At 72.1% G+C, this 17730-nt stretch carries 18 protein-coding genes and 1 pseudogene; 11 read left to right on the top strand and 8 right to left on the bottom strand.

Going from position 1 to position 17730, the window contains the following annotated elements; all coding sequences use genetic code 11:
* Positions 1–567: maltotransferase domain-containing protein (locus ACZ3I3_RS38450; protein WP_467372427.1), on the bottom strand; the 567-nt coding region annotated here is incomplete at its 3' end.
* 300 nt (positions 568–867) lie between these two features.
* Positions 868–1065: pseudogene (locus ACZ3I3_RS38455) on the bottom strand (DUF5133 domain-containing protein); the annotation flags it as partial.
* Positions 1066–1426: 361 nt separating this feature from the next.
* Here ACZ3I3_RS38455 and ACZ3I3_RS38460 point away from each other — a divergent pair.
* Positions 1427–1939, top strand: coding sequence for a pep a2 (locus ACZ3I3_RS38460; RefSeq protein ID WP_467372428.1), 513 nt, complete (start codon positions 1427–1429; stop codon positions 1937–1939).
* Entirely contained in the window at positions 1936–4083 is a 2148-nt protein-coding gene (gene glgX, locus ACZ3I3_RS38465) for a glycogen debranching protein GlgX (RefSeq protein WP_467372429.1), read from the top strand. The genes ACZ3I3_RS38460 and glgX overlap by 4 nt, the downstream gene beginning before the upstream one ends.
* A 1-nt stretch (position 4084) precedes the next feature.
* Here glgX and ACZ3I3_RS38470 read toward each other — a convergent pair whose 3' ends face one another.
* Positions 4085–4891, bottom strand: coding sequence for a VOC family protein (locus tag ACZ3I3_RS38470; protein WP_467372430.1), 807 nt, complete (start codon positions 4889–4891; stop codon positions 4085–4087).
* Positions 4892–5143: 252 nt separating this feature from the next.
* Between ACZ3I3_RS38470 and ACZ3I3_RS38475 the strand changes: the two genes are divergently transcribed.
* Positions 5144–5464 carry an ANTAR domain-containing protein gene (locus ACZ3I3_RS38475; protein ID WP_174523400.1) on the top strand — a complete coding sequence of 107 codons (321 nt, stop codon included), beginning with the start codon at positions 5144–5146 and terminating at the stop codon, positions 5462–5464.
* 34 nt (positions 5465–5498) lie between these two features.
* Here the strand turns inward: ACZ3I3_RS38475 and ACZ3I3_RS38480 are convergent, their stop codons facing one another.
* The gene (locus ACZ3I3_RS38480) at positions 5499–6290 is read right to left on the bottom strand and encodes an RNA polymerase sigma factor SigF (RefSeq protein ID WP_467372431.1); all 792 of its coding nucleotides are present in this window, start codon (positions 6288–6290) and stop codon (positions 5499–5501) included.
* Between the two features lie 278 nt (positions 6291–6568).
* Between ACZ3I3_RS38480 and ACZ3I3_RS38485 the strand changes: the two genes are divergently transcribed.
* The 4 genes from ACZ3I3_RS38485 (at position 6569) to ACZ3I3_RS38500 (ending at position 9411) form a co-directional block, all read left to right on the top strand.
* Positions 6569–7024, top strand: coding sequence for a MarR family winged helix-turn-helix transcriptional regulator (locus ACZ3I3_RS38485; RefSeq protein WP_467372432.1), 456 nt, complete (start codon positions 6569–6571; stop codon positions 7022–7024).
* Entirely contained in the window at positions 7021–7878 is an 858-nt protein-coding gene (locus tag ACZ3I3_RS38490; protein ID WP_467372433.1) for an ABC transporter ATP-binding protein, read from the top strand. The genes ACZ3I3_RS38485 and ACZ3I3_RS38490 overlap by 4 nt, the downstream gene beginning before the upstream one ends.
* On the top strand, positions 7838–8698 hold the full coding sequence (locus ACZ3I3_RS38495; RefSeq protein ID WP_467372434.1) for an ABC transporter permease: 861 nt from the start codon (positions 7838–7840) through the stop codon (positions 8696–8698). Before ACZ3I3_RS38490 ends, ACZ3I3_RS38495 begins: the two co-directional genes overlap by 41 nt.
* A gap of 191 nt (positions 8699–8889) precedes the next feature.
* Entirely contained in the window at positions 8890–9411 is a 522-nt protein-coding gene (locus ACZ3I3_RS38500) for a hypothetical protein (RefSeq protein ID WP_467372435.1), read from the top strand.
* Between the two features lie 23 nt (positions 9412–9434).
* Here ACZ3I3_RS38500 and hemC read toward each other — a convergent pair whose 3' ends face one another.
* The 4 genes from hemC to ligD all read right to left on the bottom strand — a co-directional run bounded on the left by hemC (position 9435) and on the right by ligD (position 13455).
* Positions 9435–10370, bottom strand: coding sequence for a hydroxymethylbilane synthase (hemC, locus tag ACZ3I3_RS38505; protein WP_467372436.1), 936 nt, complete (start codon positions 10368–10370; stop codon positions 9435–9437).
* A 68-nt stretch (positions 10371–10438) separates the two neighbouring features.
* Positions 10439–11461 (bottom strand): questin oxidase family protein, encoded by a 1023-nt coding sequence (locus ACZ3I3_RS38510; RefSeq protein ID WP_467372437.1) that lies wholly within the window; start codon positions 11459–11461, stop codon positions 10439–10441.
* Positions 11462–11560: 99 nt separating this feature from the next.
* Positions 11561–12334 (bottom strand): NPP1 family protein, encoded by a 774-nt coding sequence (locus tag ACZ3I3_RS38515; RefSeq protein ID WP_467372438.1) that lies wholly within the window; start codon positions 12332–12334, stop codon positions 11561–11563.
* Positions 12335–12474: 140 nt separating this feature from the next.
* Positions 12475–13455 (bottom strand): non-homologous end-joining DNA ligase, encoded by a 981-nt coding sequence (gene ligD / locus ACZ3I3_RS38520; RefSeq protein ID WP_467372482.1) that lies wholly within the window; start codon positions 13453–13455, stop codon positions 12475–12477.
* Between the two features lie 189 nt (positions 13456–13644).
* Here ligD and ACZ3I3_RS38525 point away from each other — a divergent pair, with 189 nt between their 5' ends.
* From ACZ3I3_RS38525 to ACZ3I3_RS38540, 4 genes are all read left to right on the top strand, one after another.
* Entirely contained in the window at positions 13645–14160 is a 516-nt protein-coding gene (locus tag ACZ3I3_RS38525) for a MarR family winged helix-turn-helix transcriptional regulator (protein WP_467372439.1), read from the top strand.
* Positions 14161–14480: 320 nt separating this feature from the next.
* A complete protein-coding gene (locus ACZ3I3_RS38530) occupies positions 14481–14861 on the top strand; it encodes a DoxX family protein (protein ID WP_467372440.1) in 381 nt (126 codons plus the stop codon).
* Complete coding sequence (locus tag ACZ3I3_RS38535; RefSeq protein WP_467372441.1) at positions 14858–15325, top strand: peroxiredoxin; 468 nt, start codon at positions 14858–14860, stop codon at positions 15323–15325. The genes ACZ3I3_RS38530 and ACZ3I3_RS38535 overlap by 4 nt, the downstream gene beginning before the upstream one ends.
* Before the next feature lie 61 nt (positions 15326–15386).
* Positions 15387–17729: a SpoIIE family protein phosphatase gene (locus ACZ3I3_RS38540; RefSeq protein WP_467372442.1), complete on the top strand. Its 2343-nt coding sequence runs from the start codon at positions 15387–15389 to the stop codon at positions 17727–17729.
* The last annotated feature ends 1 nt before the right edge of the window (position 17730 follow it).

The following is a 17730-nucleotide window of genomic DNA, read 5'->3' on the forward strand; positions in this document are numbered from 1 at the left end:
CAGCGGCTCGGAGGTGGTGACCAGGTCCCGCAGCGGATGCCGGGCCAGGACCTCGTCCACCTCCGGCGTCAACGCCGCCGCCAACCGCGCCGCCGGGGGCAGCGAGTCGTCGCGCAGTGCCTCCGCGGCGTCGAGCAGCACACCGCGGCCGGCTTCCCTGGGGACGCCGGCCGCCGCCCGCTCGTAGAGATCGGCGCCCTCTTCGAGGACCAGACCGGGGTCGATGCCGGCCGGCACCTTTATGCCCGCCGTGTGGCGCCAGGTGGCCACCGGGTCGCTCCAGGCCTCCACCCGGTACGTCCAGCGGCCGACGGCGTCCGCGGTGACCTCGGCGCCCCAGCGGTCGCTTCCCGGGGCCAGCTCACGCATCGGCGTCCACGGACCGGGACGGCCCTCCGGATCCTTCAGGACGACATTGGCGGCGACCGCGTCGTGCCCCTCCCGGAACACGGTGGCGGTGACCTCGAACGTCTCTCCCACGACCGCCTTGGCCGGCCGGTTGCCGCTCTCGACGGCCGGCCGGACGTCCCGTACCGGGATACGGCCGATGGCCCGGGTCCTACTCATGGTCCTCACCTCCACCGTGCTCGAAAGCCGGGCCACGGGCCCGGTTCAGGGGACAAGATCTGCGGAAGGCGGCTACCGTCCAGCAGGGGAGCGCCGCTCCGCCGCCGGCGGTCTTCGCCGGACCGCGGTGGCCGGACGGGGCCGTTCGTTCTGTTCCTGCAGACGGGTGACCTGCGGGTCCTGCGCATAGGCGACCTGAGGTTCCTGCGCATAGGCCGCCACCTGCGGTTCGTGCGCGCAGGCGGTCTGCGGTTCCTGCGCATAGGCGACCTGGGTCTGTTCCTGCACAGAGGTGACCTGGTTCGTGCGCAGATACCGCTCGGCCGCGTCCGCCGCCTCCCGTGCGCAGCGCTTGCCCATCAGCACACAGAGCGTGTAGCCGGAGTCCTCGAACGTGGTCCGCACCGTGCGGTCGTTCGGTGCCGCGAGCATCACGCGTTCCCAGGCCCGGTAACGCCGCAACTGCCGGGCGACTTCGGCTTTGGCGGGTAGCAGCATGGCGCCGATCACCTTTCGGGCTTCGAGGGGCACGGTCTCCCGACGGTCGGACGGCTGCCGTGCCACAGCGGCACGGACCCGTAACGGCGATCGAGTTCTTCACACATGGTGCACGGGTGACGACGCAGCGTCTTGTTGGATCCTCAACCAAAAGCGGCTCAGCCGAGCCGCCCAGGCCCCAAGGCTTGCTCACTTGGGCGCACAAACACCTCAACTGTGCGCTCGTGTTGCACGAACGGGCTAGCACCCTCAGGCTGAAGGTGACTCAGAAGCGATACGCGCTCACGTTCCGTGTTCGGGGCTCGTCCCGCAGGACCGCGGGAGCGAGGAGGAGCTGAGCTTCGCGGTGAGGAGCCGACCGATGAAGACCGCAGTGCCCTGCTACTACCACCTCGACGTGGAAGTCAGCCCGGAACGGGTGGGACAGGTCAGCCGCATTCTGGCCGCTCACCTGAGGTTCTGGGACCTGGACAACCTGATCCAGCCCGTCTGCGGCGGTGCCGAGATGCTGCTCAAGGCCATCGACGAGCACGCCACGGACAAGAACACGTCGATCGAGATGTGGTGGAACGGCCAGCACCTGATCACCGCCATCGGGGACAACGACCGCGCCCTGCGCCCGGACCAGGAACTGCGGGGCTGCCTGGAGCACCTCGCGGCGATGAGCGACGGCTGGGGGTGCTGCGCCACCGAGACCGGCAGCAAGGTCATCTGGTTCTCGCAGCGCGCCCGGGCCGGCGAACGTGTCCCGCTGGTGCCGACCGCGCCCGCCCCGCGGGAACGGGAGGGCCTCGAGGTGCCCCGCGAGGTGCGCGTCGCGCAGCTGGCCGGCCCCGCCAGTACGCCGGGCGAGGTCCTGGAGGAGGCCCGGTGACGCGCCGGCAGACACGGAAAGGGGTGTCCGCGTGGAGCGGACGCCCCTACCCGCTGGGCGCGGAGTACGACGGGGAGGGCACCAATTTCGCGCTCTTCAGCGAGGTGGCCGAACGCGTCGAGCTGGTCCTCGTCGACGACGACGGCACCCACACCCGGGTGCCGCTGACCGAGGTCGACGGCTTCGTCTGGCACGGCTACCTCCCCGGTGTCGGACCCGGCCAGCGCTACGGCTACCGCGTGCACGGGCCGTGGGTCCCCACCCTCGGACACCGCTGCAACCCGGCGAAGCTGCTCCTCGACCCCTACGCACGCGCGGTCGACGGGCAGATCGACAACCACCCCTCGCTCTACGAACGCAACCCGGACGGCCCCGACCCGGCCGACAGTGCCGGTCACACCATGCTCGGTGTGGTGACCGACCCGGCCTTCGACTGGGGCGACGACACCCGGCCCTGTCGGCCCTACGCCGACACGGTGATCTACGAGGCGCACGTCAAAGGCCTGACCCGCACCCACCCCGAGGTGCCCGCCGAGCTGCGCGGCACCTACGCCGGGCTCGCCCACCCCGCGGCCGTCGAGCACCTCACCTCGCTCGGCGTCACGGCGGTGGAGCTGATGCCGGTGCACCAGTTCGTCCACGACGGCGTGCTGCACGACCGCGGCCTGGCCAACTACTGGGGCTACAACACGATCGGCTTCTTCGCGCCGCACAACGGCTACGCCGCCCACGGCACCCGCGGCCAGCAGGTCGCCGAGTTCAAGTCGATGGTGAGGACCCTGCACGCGGCCGGGCTCGAGGTGATCCTCGACGTGGTCTACAACCACACGGCCGAGGGCAACGAGAAGGGCCCGACCCTGTCCTTCCGCGGTATCGACAACTCCTCGTACTACCGCCTGGTCGACGGCGACTGGGAGCACTACTACGACACCACGGGCACCGGCAACAGCCTGCTGATGCGCCACCCCTACGTGCTCCAGCTGATCATGGACTCGCTGCGGTACTGGGTCACCGAGATGCACGTCGACGGCTTCCGCTTCGACCTCGCGGCCACCCTGGCCCGGCAGTTCCACGAGGTGGACCGGCTGTCGGCGTTCTTCGACCTGATCCAGCAGGACCCGGTGATCAGCCGCGTCAAACTGATCGCGGAGCCGTGGGACGTCGGCGAGGGCGGCTACCAGGTGGGCAACTTCCCGCCGCTGTGGTCGGAGTGGAACGGCATGTACCGCGACGCGGTGCGCGACTTCTGGCGCGGTGAGGACCACACGCTCGGCGAGTTCGCCTCCCGGCTGACCGGCTCCTCCGACCTGTACCAGCACAGTAGGCGCCGGCCCCGGGCCAGCGTCAACTTCGTCACCGCGCACGACGGCTTCACCCTGTGCGACCTCGTCTCCTACAACGACAAGCACAATGACGCCAACGGTGAGGACAACCAGGACGGCGAGAGCACCAACCGGTCGTGGAACTGCGGCGCCGAGGGTGCCACCCGCGACCCGGCGGTCCTGGAGCTGCGCACCCGCCAGCAGCGCAACTTCCTCGCCACGCTGCTGCTCTCCCAGGGCATCCCGATGCTCTGCCACGGCGACGAACTGGGGCGCACCCAGCGCGGCAACAACAACGCCTACTGCCAGGACAACGAGATCTCCTGGATCGACTGGCGGCTCACCGAGGAGCAGCGCGACCTGCTGGAGTTCACCCGGTACGTCATCCGGCTGCGCACCGGGCACCCCGTGCTGCGTCGGCGCCGCTTCTTCCTCGGCGAGACCATGACCCGCGCCGACCAGCCGCTGCCCGACCTGGTGTGGCTGGCGCCGGACGCCCAGGAGATGACCGACGACGACTGGCAGCGCGGCGACGCGCACTCCGTCGGGGTCTTCCTCAACGGCGACGCCATCGCCGAACCCGATCCGTGCGGCCGCCCCGTCGTCGACGACTCGTTCCTCCTGCTGTTCAACAGCCACTGGGAGCCGGTCGACTTCCGCCTCCCGGACGCCGCCTACGGCGAACGCTGGACGGCCCTGATCGACACCGCCGCCCCGGAGGGCTCCCCCGACGAGGCGGAGCACAAGGCGGGCACGGTGCTGACGGTCGACGCGCGCAGCCTGGTGCTGCTGTCGCGGCCTTCCCGCACCAAGGCCGGATGACCTACGAGCGGTCCCGGCGCGCCGTCACCGTGAACTGCGCGCCGTCGTGGTCGCGCAGCACGGCCTCGTCGCTGCCCTTGGACAGCACGCTGCCACCGTGCAGCTCCGCGGCCCGGGTGCAGGCCTCGACGTCGTCGACGCTGAAGTGGACCTGCCAGTGCGGCCGGATCGTCGGGTCGGGGGCCGCCTCGAGCGCTCCCGACTCGATCCGTGCCACCACGTCACCGCGGCTGCGCAGCACGACCTCCCCGCCCTCGTAGTGGACCTCGCAGCAGCCGGGGCTCTCGGAGGCCCAGTCGAGGACCTCGCCGTAGAAGATGGCGGCGTCGAAGGCGTCCCGCGTGTGCAGCGTGATGAAGGCCGGCTGCGCGTTGCGCCAGGTCTCCCAGTCGGTGAACAGGTCGCCTTCCCAGATCCCGAAGGTCGCCCCGTCCCGGTCGGCCAGCAGCGCCGCCCGCCCCGGCGGCAGCGAGATCGGCCCGACCGCGACCGTGCCCATGCGTTCCTGCACCCGCGCCACCGCGTCGTCCGCGCTCCGGACGGCGAAGTAGGGCGTCCACGCGACCGCCATCTGCCACATGCTGGCCACCCCCGCGATCCCGGCCACCGGCGAGCCGTCCGCCAGCGCGATCCGGAAGCGGTCGCCGAGTTTGGCCGGCCGCCATTGCCAGCCCAGCACGGCCCCGTAGAACTCCTCGGTCGCCTTGACGTCCCGGCTGGTCAGACTCACCCAGCAGGGCGCGCCGAATACGGAGTGTGATGAGACGACGTCCTTGGTGCCGGAGGGGGTGGGCATGTCGTGGTTCATGGCAGTCGCGTCCTGATCTCTTCGGCCTGGCAGCCACCGGAGGAATGACACCAGTGTCCAACCGGAACCCCCGTAGGCGCCTGCCGAGTACCCCGGCGACGGCAGCAAAACGATGTGGTGGACCGGCCCGGACCGCCCCGGTGGCACCGGGCGGGCCGAGTGACGACGATGGAGGCGTCGGACACTGCGTCAAGGCACTCAAGCACCCCACGAGGCCATGGGGACAGCGGCGCACCGGACCCGGAGGTGACCATGCCCACGGACGGGGGCTCGGAGCGGATCTTCGAGTTGCAGGAAGAAGTCCGGCAACTGAAGGAGGCGGTCGTCTCCCACGCGGTCGTGGACCAGGCGATCGGGATGGTCGTCGTGCTCGGCCGGATCTCGCCCGACCAGGGCTGGGCCGTGCTGAAGGAGGTCTCCCAGCACACCAACATCAAGCTGCGCAACGTCGCGGAACTGATCCTCGTCTGGGGACGCACCGGTGTGATGCCCCGGGAGATACGGGCCGAGCTGGAGGACGCGCTCGACCGCGCCGGACCGACCCAGATCCCCGAAGCGCCGCCGGAGCAGTGACACTGCCCGGCGGCGCCGAGGTGAGGTCCGGCGGTCACCTGGTCTCGGTCAGCAGCTCCTCGCGCAGATGGGCGAAGCAGCTGCTGAGCAGCCGGGAGACGTGCATCTGCGAGATGCCGAGCTGCTCCGCGATGCGGCTCTGCGTCATGCCCTTGAAGAACCGCAGATAGAGGATGATTCGCTCGCGTTCCGGCAGCGCCTCCAGACAGGGCTTGACGGCCACGCGGTTGACGACCGTGTCGAAGGCCGGGTCCGGCCCGCCGATCGCGTCCCCGAGGGCGTAGCCGTCCGTGCCGGGCATCTCCGCCTCCAGCGACAGGGCGGAGAAGCACTCCAGGGCCTCCATGCCGGTGCGCACCTCGCCCTCGGTGAGGTGGGCGTACTCGGCGATCTCGGCGACCGTGGGGGAGCGGCCGGGGGTGGTCTGGGACAGCTCCTTGGCGGCGTGCCGCACGCGGTTGCGCAGGTCCTGCACCCGGCGGGGGACGTGCAGCGTCCACATGTGGTCGCGGAAGTGGCGCTTGATCTCGCCGGTGACCGTCGGCACGGCGTAGGCCTCGAAGGCGTTGCCGCGCGCCGGGTCGTAGTGGTCGACGGCCTTGACGAGACCGAGGGCGGCCACCTGGTAGAGGTCCTCCAGGGCTTCGCCCCGGCCCCGGAAGCGGACGGCGATCCGCTCGGCCATGGGCAGCCAGGCCTCGACCAGTTCGTCGCGCAGGGCCTTGCGCTCGGGCCCCTCGGGCAGCCGCACGAGACGTTCGAACGCCTCGGCGGTGTCGGGAGCGTCGTCGTGGGGGTGCGTTCTGGTGCTGCCGGCGATACGCATGGTGCGCACCTCCCTGAGCAGGTGCCGAAAGGACAGACACCGTGGGAAGCACGGGCTCGGACCTCACGGAGGGCACCGGGGGCCCGGGCGTCTCCCACGGACGTGCCTCCGGTCCGAAGCACTTCATCGCCCATTCCCGGGCGGGGAGACCACGAAACAATTCCGACAATACGCCCATTCGTGAACGTGGGCTTTCCCGGGAGCCGCTGCCGTTTCGGGTGCATCCCTTGACCCCGCCTTGGGCCGATTACCTCTGTCACAGAGCTAATCTCGGCCGCATGGAGCCGGAGACCTTCCCCGAAGAGCTGGCCGACGCGCTCGTCGGGGTCCAGCGGCTGATGCGGCGGCGCCTGCGCCGTGAGATGCCCGACCCCCGGCTGCGCGGCGCCGAGGTCGAGCTGCTGCGCCTGGCCGTGACGCGGCCCGGCATCGGCATCTCCGACGCGGCCAAGGACCTCGGGCTGGCGGCCAACTCGGTGTCGACCCTGGTCAACCAGTTGGTGCGGGCGGGCTATCTGGTCCGCGAGACCGACCCGGCCGACCGCCGGGCCGCCCGGCTGCTGCCCACGCCCGCCGCCGGGACACGGCTGCGCGAGTGGCGCCGCCGCCGCGCCGACCTCGTACGACGCCATGTGTCGCGGCTGGACGAGGCGGACCGCCAGGCCCTGCGCGCCGCGATCCCGGCCCTGCGCAAGCTGGCCGGCACCCTGCACGAGGAGGCCGAGGAGTCATGACGCGGGACACCGAACCACCCTCGGCCGACGCCGTCGCCTGCACCGGGCTCGTCCACGCCTTCGGCGCGACCCGGGCCGTGGACGGACTCGATCTCACGGTCCGCCAGGGCGAGGTCTTCGGGCTGCTCGGCCCCAACGGCGCCGGCAAGACCACGGCGATGCGCTGCCTCACCACCCTGCTGCCGGTGCCGGCGGGCACCGTCCGCGTCTTCGGCCACGACGCCGCCGGCGAGCGCATGGCCGTACGCCGGCTGCTCGGGTACGTGCCCCAGCAACTCTCGGCGGACGCCGGACTCACCGGGCGGGAGAACGTCGCGCTGTTCGCCCGGGTCTTCGACGTGCCCCGCCGGGAACGCGCCGGACGCGTCGCCCAGGCCCTGGCCGCCGTCGACCTCACCGGCCCCGCCGACCGGCTCGCCGCCACCTACTCCGGCGGCATGGTCCGCCGGCTCGAACTCGCCCAGGCCCTGGTCAGCGCCCCGCGGCTGCTGATCCTCGACGAGCCCACGATCGGCCTCGACCCGATCGCCCGCACCGGCGTCTGGGACCACATCGAAGCGGTCCGCGCGGCCACCGGCATGACCGTGCTCGTCACCACCCACTCCATGGACGAGGCCGACCAGTACTGCGACCGGGTCGCCCTGATGCACCGCGGCCGGATCCGCGCCCTCGGCACCCCCGCCGAGCTCAGGGAAGGACTCGGCGCCCGCCGCCGCGCCGCAGGCGTGGCCACGGACACGCTGCCCACGCTGGAGGACGTCTTCCGCGACGTGGCGGGCAGCGGTCTCGACGACGAGGCAGGAGATTTCCGCGATGTCCGAAGCACCCGCCGCACCGCACGCCGTGTCGGCTGACCCCGCCCGCGGCCCCGGCATCGATCTGCTGCTCAGACCCCCGCAGCCGCGCGCCGACTGGCGGCTGCTGCCCGCTCGCGTCGGCGCGATGTGCGCGGTCGAACTGCAGAAGCTGCGCCACGACCGCACCGAGCTCTACACCCGGGCGGTCCAGCCGGCCCTCTGGCTGCTGATCTTCGGCCAGACCTTCACCCGCATCAGGGCCATCCCCACCGGCGGTATCCCCTACGTCGACTACCTGGCGCCCGGCATCATCGCCCAGTCCGCGATGTTCATCGCCATCTTCTACGGCATCCAGATCATCTGGGAGCGCGACGCCGGCATCCTCAACAAGCTCCTCGTCACGCCGACCCCGCGCTCCGCGCTGATCACCGGCAAGGCCTTCGCGGCGGGCGTCAAGTCGCTCGTCCAGGCGGTCGTGGTCCTCCTCATCGCCGCCCTGCTCGGCGTGGCACTGACCTGGAACCCACTGAAACTGCTCGCCGTCGCCGCGATCGTCGTCCTCGGCTCGGCCTTCTTCTCCTGCCTGTCGATGACCATCGCCGGCATCGTCCTCAGCCGCGACCGCCTGATGGGTTTCGGGCAGGCGATCACCATGCCGCTGTTCTTCGGCTCCAACGCCCTGTACCCGGTGTCCGTGATGCCGGGCTGGCTCCAGGCGGTCAGCAAGGCCAACCCGCTCAGCTACGAGGTCGACGCCCTGCGCGGGCTCCTCCTGGGCACGCCCCACCACCTGGCCTCCGACTTCGCGGTGCTGCTCGTGGCCGCCGCCCTCGGCGTCACCGCCGCCTCGGCGCTGCTGGGCCGTCTGGCCCGTTGATCTTCACTCGGGGAAGTGATGTGCGGCACGCCGCCGCAAGCGCTTTCTCCCCTGGGTTCCGGATAACCGCTGGGCAGGGCTTGATCACCGATCAAAAAGGATGAACTGCCAGGCCACAGCGCATTCTGCTCATTTGACAGTGCGCTGAGACCACAGATAGGAAGCAGCTTCCAGAGGTCGAGAGGTGCAGTGTGTACGAGCCGAACGTGGTCGGGGACTGGCAGGAGTACGACGAGCATGCCGGTCTGCGCGTCCGCGTCCACCGTCTGGAACTGGCCGAGCCGCCCCGCGGCCGTGACGACGCCGCAGAGGGGCTGACGTATTTCAGCCTCCGCGTGACCGTCGAGAACCGCGGCAGCCGGCACCTCGGCATCCATCTCGAGGACGGCCAGATCGACGTGCGGATCGGCCCGGACGGGGAGAGTGCCTTCCTCGACTGGCGCAATTCGCAGTTCATCGAGGGCTTCGACGTCTACCCGCTGCGCCGGGCCACCGCAGTGCTGTACGCGGCCGGCGCCGAGGCGTCCCTGAGCCTCGTGGACGTCCAGGTCCAGCTGCGCGTCGAGGAGGAGTGGGCCGACCGCCGGCTGTGGTCGGGCGGCATCGGCGCGCACGAGGGGCCCGCCGGGGGTCAGCAGGTCGCTCTGCGCGACAGCCTGGCGCACCAGGTGAGCGTCTTCCTCCAGGACCAGGCGGAGGAAGGCACCGCCTGATCCGGTGTCAGCGCGTCCCGGGGTCAGTGCGGGATGCCGTCGATGATCTCGCGGGCACCCTGGCGCAGCAGTGCCACGGCCACCGACGTGCCGAGCGTGGCCGGGTCGAGCCGGCCCGCCCACTCGTGGGCGTTCAGCCGGGTCTTGCCGTCCGGGGTGAACACACAGGCCCGCAGGGACAGTTCACCGCTGCGGTCCACCTGCGCGAACCCGGCGATCGGGCTGTTGCAGTGCCCCTGGAGGACATGGAGGAACATGCGCTCGGCCGTGGTCTCCCGGTGGGTGTCCGGGTCGCCGAGACCGCTCACCGCGTCGATCAGATCGGCGTCGTCCTCCCGGCACTGGAGGGCCAGCACGCCCGCGCCGATGGGCGGCATCATCGTCTCGGTGGAGAGGATCTCGCTGATCACGTCCTGCCGGCCGATGCGTTCCAGGCCGGATACCGCGAGCAGCAGCGCGTCGGCCTCTCCGGCGGCCAGCTTCGCCAGGCGGCGGTTGGCGTTGCCCCGGAACGGCACGCACTCCAGATGCGGGTGGGTGGCGGCCAGTTGGGCGACGCGGCGCACCGAGGAGGTGCCGATCCGCGTCCCGGCCGGCAGCTCGTCCAGGGTGAGGCCGCCCGGGTGGATGAGGGCGTCCCGGACGTCGTCCCGCTTGAGGAACGCGGCGAACACCGTCCCCGCCGGCAGCGGCCGGTCGGCGGGCACGTCCTTCACGCAGTGCACGGCGAGATCGGCCTCACCGGCCAGCAGTGCCGCGTCGACCTCCTTGGTGAACGCACCCTTGCCCTCGACCTTGGACAGGTCACCCATCCACTTGTCGCCGGTGGTCTTCACCGGTACGACCTCGGTGCGCACTCCGGGATGGGCGGCGGACAGCTCGGCCCGGACTCGCTCCACCTGGGCGAGCGCCATGGGGGAGTCGCGGGAGACGATGCGGATCAGTTCGGGGACGGACATGCCGACACGATAGACCCTCCCGGGGGTACGTCCGTGCCGTACCTCCCCCGACCGCCCTTCGGCGTACGTCAGTTCGGGAGGAGGGGCTCGCTCAGTTCGACCGCGCGCAGGGCCGCGGCCAGGGCCCGCTCGTCGCCGACGTCGAGGGCGGTGTCGGTGAGCTTGATGACGTGTTCGTCACCGTGGGCGAGGGCCCGCTCCAGCACCTCCTGCGCGGTGCGGCCGGGTGCGGGGACGTGGGCTGCGGGCTCGGAGGGTGCGTACATCGCGGTGACCGCCGCGGACGCGGTCCACGCCGCGTGCAGGCTCGGTGCCCACAGCTCGCGGGGCAGGGAACCGAGGGTGCGCAGCACGGCGTTGGGGGCTGTCGCGGCATGCACGAGCATGGTCGCCTCCCCATGGCCATGGGTGGCGTACCGATGGGTCGCGGCCCGGACCAGCTCGGTCAGGCGTGTGCGTGCCGTGTCCGGGTCGGTCACGTCGCCCGCCCACAGCGGCAGCCGCCGTACGGCCTCCAGCCGGTCGGGAAATCCCCCTCGGGGATCGGCGATCGGCGGCACGGCGTCCAGGGACCGCGCCGCGCTCGGGGCGGCGGGCAGTTCGGTGATGCCGGAGACGGGGCGGTGCCGGGCGGCCCAGTAGCCCAGTCCGTGGGCGAGTTCGTCGAGCCGCGGGGCGCTCTCACCGGCTTCCAGAGCCCGCACGGCGTGGCCGACGCGGATGACGGGGTGCGTGGAGCCGCCGTACAGCCCGGGCAGCAGCCGCGGCCACCAGGTCGCGAGGACGTCCCGCCACGGCTGTCGCGCCAGGGCGTGGCCGAAATACCCGATCCAGTCGGCGGCCCGGCGCGGATCCCCCAGCGCCTCGCGCCAGTTGGCGTCGGTCACGGGAGCCACGGGCGTGGGGAAGTCCTCCAGCCTGGGCCGGTACAGATCCAGCCAGCGGTGCACGGCACCCGCCTGCCCGTGCGCGGCCAGCACCTCCACGACCATGGGGGCGTGGTTGGTGAGCCGGCCGAGCCGCTCCGGCCCCGAGGCGTGGAGCCGTTCGAGGGCTTCCTCGAGTGTCCCTGTCGTGTCGTGTGCGTCCATGAGGGGACGCTATGCGGCCGCCCCGCGCCAACGGATCGGACGCGGGGCGGAGACCGGACCCGGCCGGGGACCTAAGCCCCCGGCAGGAGCGAGCCCGGATCAGGCGTACGGATCGAAGGCGATGCCGGAGGGCTTGGCCGACGCGAGGTGGTTCGCGAAGTTGCCGTCCTTCAGGCCGAAGTTGGCGCTGCCGAAGTCGTACGACGTGAGCTTGTCGCGCACTCCGGCGGGGTAGCCGTTCCAGCCGACCAGCGGCGGGTACTGCCAGGTGCGCTTGTGGTTCTCCGGCGGCTCGTCGTTCGCGTTCGCGAGACGGAAGCAGTGCGTGCTCACGCCGTCCTTGTGGTAGACGATCTTCGGGTGCGTGCCGTCGAAGCGGACCTGCGACGCCGCGTGCACGTCGAACGAACCGTGGGCGGACGTCGACACGTACTTGACCTGGTTGTCCTGCACGAACACCGCGACGTGCTCGAAGTCGTGCCGGTGGCCGCCGATGCCGCTGCCGGCCACCGCCTGGTCCTTCTCGAAGTAGAGGGCGTACAGGACGGCGCACCAGCCGTTGTTGCACTTGGAGCGTGCGTAGCCGTTGGTGTTGTCCAGGTCCGAGGCGTCGCGGCAGTCGCCGTTGAGGGCTCCGGTCGGGTTGAGCCCGCCGTTGACGGTGCCGTCCGCGCCGATGGCGGGTGTCGAGTAGCAGCCGTCGGTGTCGTAGTCGTAGGCGGGCTGGAACGTCTTCTCCAGCGACTCGGCGTTGGCGGGCAGCGCACGCGGCGGGGCGGCGAAGGCCGTGGCGGGGAAGGCGAGGACGAGGGCGGCGGCGCCGGCCAGTCCGGTGAGCCATCTCCTGCGGGGTGCGAACGGGCGTGACGACACTGCGTCCTCCTCTTGGGCGCAGCCCAACGGCTGTGGGGGGAAAGGGAGGTTCAGCTTCCTGGCTGAACGCGTCCATGCCAAGAGGGAGGTGTGATCCCGTAGGTGAATCGCTGCCCAACAACCGGAATGCCGGTGCCGTTTCAGACCATGTCGTCCGGGATGTCGGCCGCCGCCTCCTCGGGCGCGAGATCCGGCCGGAGCCGCAGCCACGACGGCTGCCGCAGCAGGCCCTCCCGGGTGCGGGTGCTGTAGCGGACCTCGCCGACCAGCCGGGGGACGACCCAGTGGGCGCCCGGGGCGCGCGGCGCGGGGTCGAAGGGGCAGACGTCGGTCGCGGCGGCCCGCAGCAGGCCGGCCAGTTCCGTCCGTTCGGCCTCGCTCCAGCCGGTGCCCACGCTCCCGACGTAGCGCAGCCGCCCCGCGGCACGCTGCCCGACCAGCACCGCGCCGGGCAGGCCGGTGAGCCGTCCCTTGCCGGGCTGCCAGCCGCCGACCAGGACGTCCTCGGTGCGCATGTTGCGGATCTTGACCCAGGCCCGGGAGCGCACGCCCGGTTCGTACACCGAGTCCAGCCGCTTGCAGACCAGGCCCTCCATGCCGTGCTCGCGTGTGGCGGCCAGGGCCTCGGCACCGTGGCCGACGATCGCGGCCGGGGTCGACCAGGAGGGTCCGGCGAGGCCGAGGTCCTCCAGTGCCGCGCGGCGTCGTGCGTAGGGGAGCCGGATCAGTGACCGGCCCTCCAGATGCATCAGGTCGAACAGCACGAGATGGACCGGCACCTCCGCCGCCCGCCGGGCCGCCCTCGCGGGCGCGTGCGCCAGCCCCATGCGCGACTGGAGCAACTGGAAGCTCGCCCGGCCCTGTTCGTCCAGGGCCAGGATCTCCCCGTCCAGCACGGCCGGCACGGGGCCCAAGGCGGCGCCCAGCGGCCGCAGTTCGGGATACGCGGCCGTGATGTCCTCCCCGGAGCGGGCGCGCAGCAGCACAGTGTCGTCGCCGGGGAGGTAGGCCACCACCCGCTGGCCGTCCTGCTTGGTCTCATAGGCCCAGCGCGCGTCCTGCGCGGCGGGCGGCAGGGTGCCGGACGTGGCGAGCATGGGCGGGATCAGCGGCAGGTCCACGGGTGAGGTGTGGACGCCCACGCGCCCGGTCACGCGCGTTTGCCGGGTCTTTCCCCTGAACGGCGTCGAGGCGGGCGCCGGCCTCAGCGGACTCGGGGGCCGAGGTGCCGGCGCGGGTCGAAACGCACCGGTTCGACCTCGACGTCGTGAATTACTTGAGTTAGGCAACGAGATGGTAAAGTGGCCGGCATGGCCACACCACCGCTCCCCGACACCCCCTCCCCGGAAGTGATCGATATCGAGCGCGCGCTCACCCGTATCACGTACCTGAGCACCCGCGCCCGACAGCACGACCGGCTGATGGCCATCGCGGGCGTGCCGCTCGACCGTGCCGCCGTCGCGCTGCTGCGGCAGGTCGCCGACTCCGAGCCGCTGCGGCCGGGGGAGCTCGCCGCCCGGCTGGGAGTGGAGGCCTCGCACGTCACGCGCACGGTGCAGCAGTTGCAGAAGTCCGGCTACGTCACCCGCGTGCCCGACCCCGACGACCGCCGCGCCCAGCGCATCGAGCTCACCGACACCGGCCGGCAGGCCATCGCCAAGGTCCGCGAGGCCGGGGTCCGCGGCATGCAGATGGCCCTGTCCGACTGGTCCCCCGAGGAACTGCGGCAGCTCGCCACGCTCTTCCACCGCATGGTCGACGACTTCCTCGCCCACGCCGTCGACGAGGAGCCCGAGGACCGCTCCGCCCCGGTGAGCAGGGCCTGACCCCCGCGGGTCACCGTGCGGCCGGGCCGCGCGGATCCGCCCGCTCGGCGACCGCCGGTCCGGGCGGTGCGGGCTCGCGCAGCCGGCACAGCGGCAGCCGGCCCACCGCCGGCAGGGCGATCAGCGACAGCAGAGCCGTCCGCAGGGACGTCGCGTCGGCCGGCGCACTGGGCAGGGCGCGGCGAGGCCGCCGACGCTCACGTCTTCCGCCGCTCGTTCGGCTACCCCCCGGGTGTCCACCGACGGCGTCGGCAGGACCCGGCGGAGGGGTGCCTCTACCGTCCAGTAATATCGCGCGGCAGGCCATCAGAGGAGGAACCGTGTCCCGGTCCGAACGCTCGCCCCTGCTGCTCGCCGGCCTGCTGGCCACCGCGGGTATCGCCCACTTCGCCGTCCCACGCCCCTTCGACGCGACCATCCCGAGCGGACTGCCGGGCACGCCCAGGACCTGGACCTACGCCAGCGGAGCCGCCGAGCTCGCGCTGGCCGCGGGACTGGCGCTGCCGCGTACCCGCAAGACGGCCGCGCTGGCCGCGGCGGCGTTCTTCGTCGGGGTGTTCCCCGCCAACGTGAAGATGGCGGCCGACTGGCGCCACCGCCCCGCGCCGCAGAAGGCCGCGGCCTTCGGGCGCCTGCCGCTCCAGCTGCCCCTCGTGCTCTGGGCCCGCGGCGTCGCACGGAACACCGAGGGCCGGGCATGACCGCGCGCGTGGAGGCCGGGGACACGGTCGAGGGCTTCGCCCTGCCCGACGAGACCGGCACCGTCCGCAGCCTGTCCGGGCTGCTCGCCGAGGGGCCGGTCGTGCTCTTCTTCTACCCGGCCGCCCTGACCCCCGGCTGCACCGCACAGGCCTGCCACTTCCGCGATCTCGCCGCCGAGTTCGCCGCCGTCGGCGCACGCCCCGTCGGCATCAGCGGCGACACCGTCGAGCGCCAGCAGGAGTTCACCGGACAGCACGGCCTCGGCATGCCCCTGCTGTCCGACACCGACGGCACGGTCCGCGAGCGGTTCGGCGTGAAACGCGGCTTCTCCCTGGCCCCGACCAAGCGCACCACGTTCGTCATAGGGCAGGACCACACCGTCCTCGACGTCGTCCGCAGCGAACTGCGCATGAACGCCCACGCCGACCGGGCGCTGGCCGCCCTGCGCGCTCACCGGAGCTGACACTGTCACGAAAGCTCCGTCGCGGTTGATACAGGGCGGCAAAGGGAGAATCCTGGACGATATGGAGGACGCCTCCGCTGCTGCGATCATCGACGCCCGCGGCACCGTGACGGGGTGGAGCGAGGGCGCACGGCGACTGACCGGCTACCCCGCCGAGGAGGCCGTGGGCCGGCCCGTACGGGACCTGCTCGCCGAGGACGTGCCGGCCGAGGCGCTGTCCGCGCGCTCGGGCACCGTCATGGTGCGGCACCACGACGGCTATCTGGTCGGGCTGCGCGTCACAGCCTGCGCCGTGACGGGCGCGGACGGGGCACCGGACGGCTACGTGATCACCGCCGAACCCCCCGGCAGCGCCGAGACGTCCCTGGCCGGGAAGGCCTTCCAGCAGGCGTCCATGTCGATGTCCGTGTTCGACACCGACCAGCGTTATCTGCGGCTCAACGGTGCCGCCTGCCAGGTGATGGGCGTGTCCGAGGAGACCCTGCTGGGGCGGCACTTCCCGGAGACCGTCGAGGAGGCCGAGCACAGCCGGGGCTTCAACTGGCACCTCCGCCATGTCGTCGAGACCGGTCGCCCGCTCCGCTACGAGAGCTACACGGGCGCCCCGGCCCTGAACCGGGAGCACGCCTGGGTCACCGAGATGTGGCCGCTGCGCGACCATTCCGGCGAGCTCCTGGGCACCGCCCTCGCCGCGTTCGACAGCACCGAGCAGTACTGGGCGCGGCAGCGGCTGGCCCTGCTCAACGAGGCCGCGGCGGCCATCGGCACCACCCTGGACGTGGTGCGCACGGCCGAGGAGCTGATCGGGGTCGTGGTGCCCCGGTTCGCCGACTTCGCGAGCGTGGACCTGTTCGACTGGGTCCTGGGCGCGGAGGAGTCGCCGACCGTGCCGCAAAACGAGATCGTGCTGCGCCGCGTCGCCCACGGCTCCGTCACCGAGGGCACCCCGGAAGCCGCCGTCCACCTGGGAGAAGTGGACGCCTACCCCGGGTTCTCCCCCATCGCGCGGGCGATGCGGGAGGGCCGGGCGATCGTCAGCCAGGCGGGGGAGCCGTCCTTCATGCGCTGGGTCGCTGAGCGCAACACCCGCGCCCCGCAGGGCAGCCCCTACCGCCAGGGCGTCCACTCGATGATGGCGGTGCCGCTCCGGGCCCGCGGCATCACCCTCGGCGTCGCGGTGGCCGTGCGCATCCGGCAGGTGGACGACTACGCCCCCGACGACGCCGTGTTCGCCGAGGAACTCGCCAGCCGCGCCGCGGTCTGCGTCGACAACGCCCGCCGCTTCGCCCGCGAACGCACCACCGCGCTGGCCCTCCAGCACAGCCTGCTGCCGAAGGGACTGCCCGGCCAGGCAGCCGTCCAGGTCGCCCACCGCTATCTGCCCTCCGGCTCGGCGGCCGGCATCGGCGGCGACTGGTTCGACGTGATCCCGCTGTCCGGCAGCCGGGTCGCGCTCGTGGTCGGTGACGTCGTGGGCCACGGCATCCCCTCCACGGCGACCATGGGCCGGCTGGTCACGGCCGTCCGCACGCTCGCCGACGTGGACCTGCCGCCGGACGAACTCCTCACCCACCTCGACGACCTGGTCACCCATCTCGCGTCGGACGACGACGGCGACGAGGTCGCCGAGCTCGGCGCGACCTGCCTGTACGCCGTCTACGACCCTGTCACGCGCCGGCTGAACCTGGCCGCCGCCGGGCACCCCGCCCCCGCTCTGGTACTGCCCGACGGGTCCGCGCGGCTGATCCCCATGAGCGCGGGGCCCCCGCTGGGCGTCGGGGGGCTGCCGTTCGAGGCGACGGAGCTCCAGCTGCCCGAGGGCTCCGTCGTCGCCCTCTACACCGACGGGCTCATCGGGGACCGCGACCGCGACCTCGACCACACCACGGACGAGCTGTGCCGCGCCCTGACGGTGCCGGCCGACTCGCTCGACGCCCTGTGCGACACCGTGCTGAAGGCCGTACTGCCGGAAGAGCCCAGCGACGACGTGGCCCTGCTGCTGGCCCGCACCCGGGCGCTGGGCGCGGACCAGGTCGCCACCTGGGACGTGACGCCCGACCCCGCGCAGGTGGCCGCCACCCGCCAGGCCGCCACCGAGCAGCTCACCGCGTGGGGGCTGGACGAGACGGCGTTCGTCACCGAACTCGTCGTCAGCGAACTGGTCACCAACGCCATCCGCTACGGCGCCGCGCCCATCCAGCTCCGGCTGATCCGCGACCAGACCCTCATCTGTGAGGTGTCCGACGGCAGTTCGACCTCCCCGCACCTGCGCCGGGCCCACCAGGACGACGAGGGCGGCCGCGGACTGCTGCTGGTCGCCCAGCTCACCCAGCGCTGGGGCAGCCGGCAGACCACCCGGGGCAAGACCATCTGGTGCGAACAGCCGCTCACGCCGCTGTTCTGAC

This window comes from Streptomyces sp. NPDC016851, assembly GCF_055562795.1.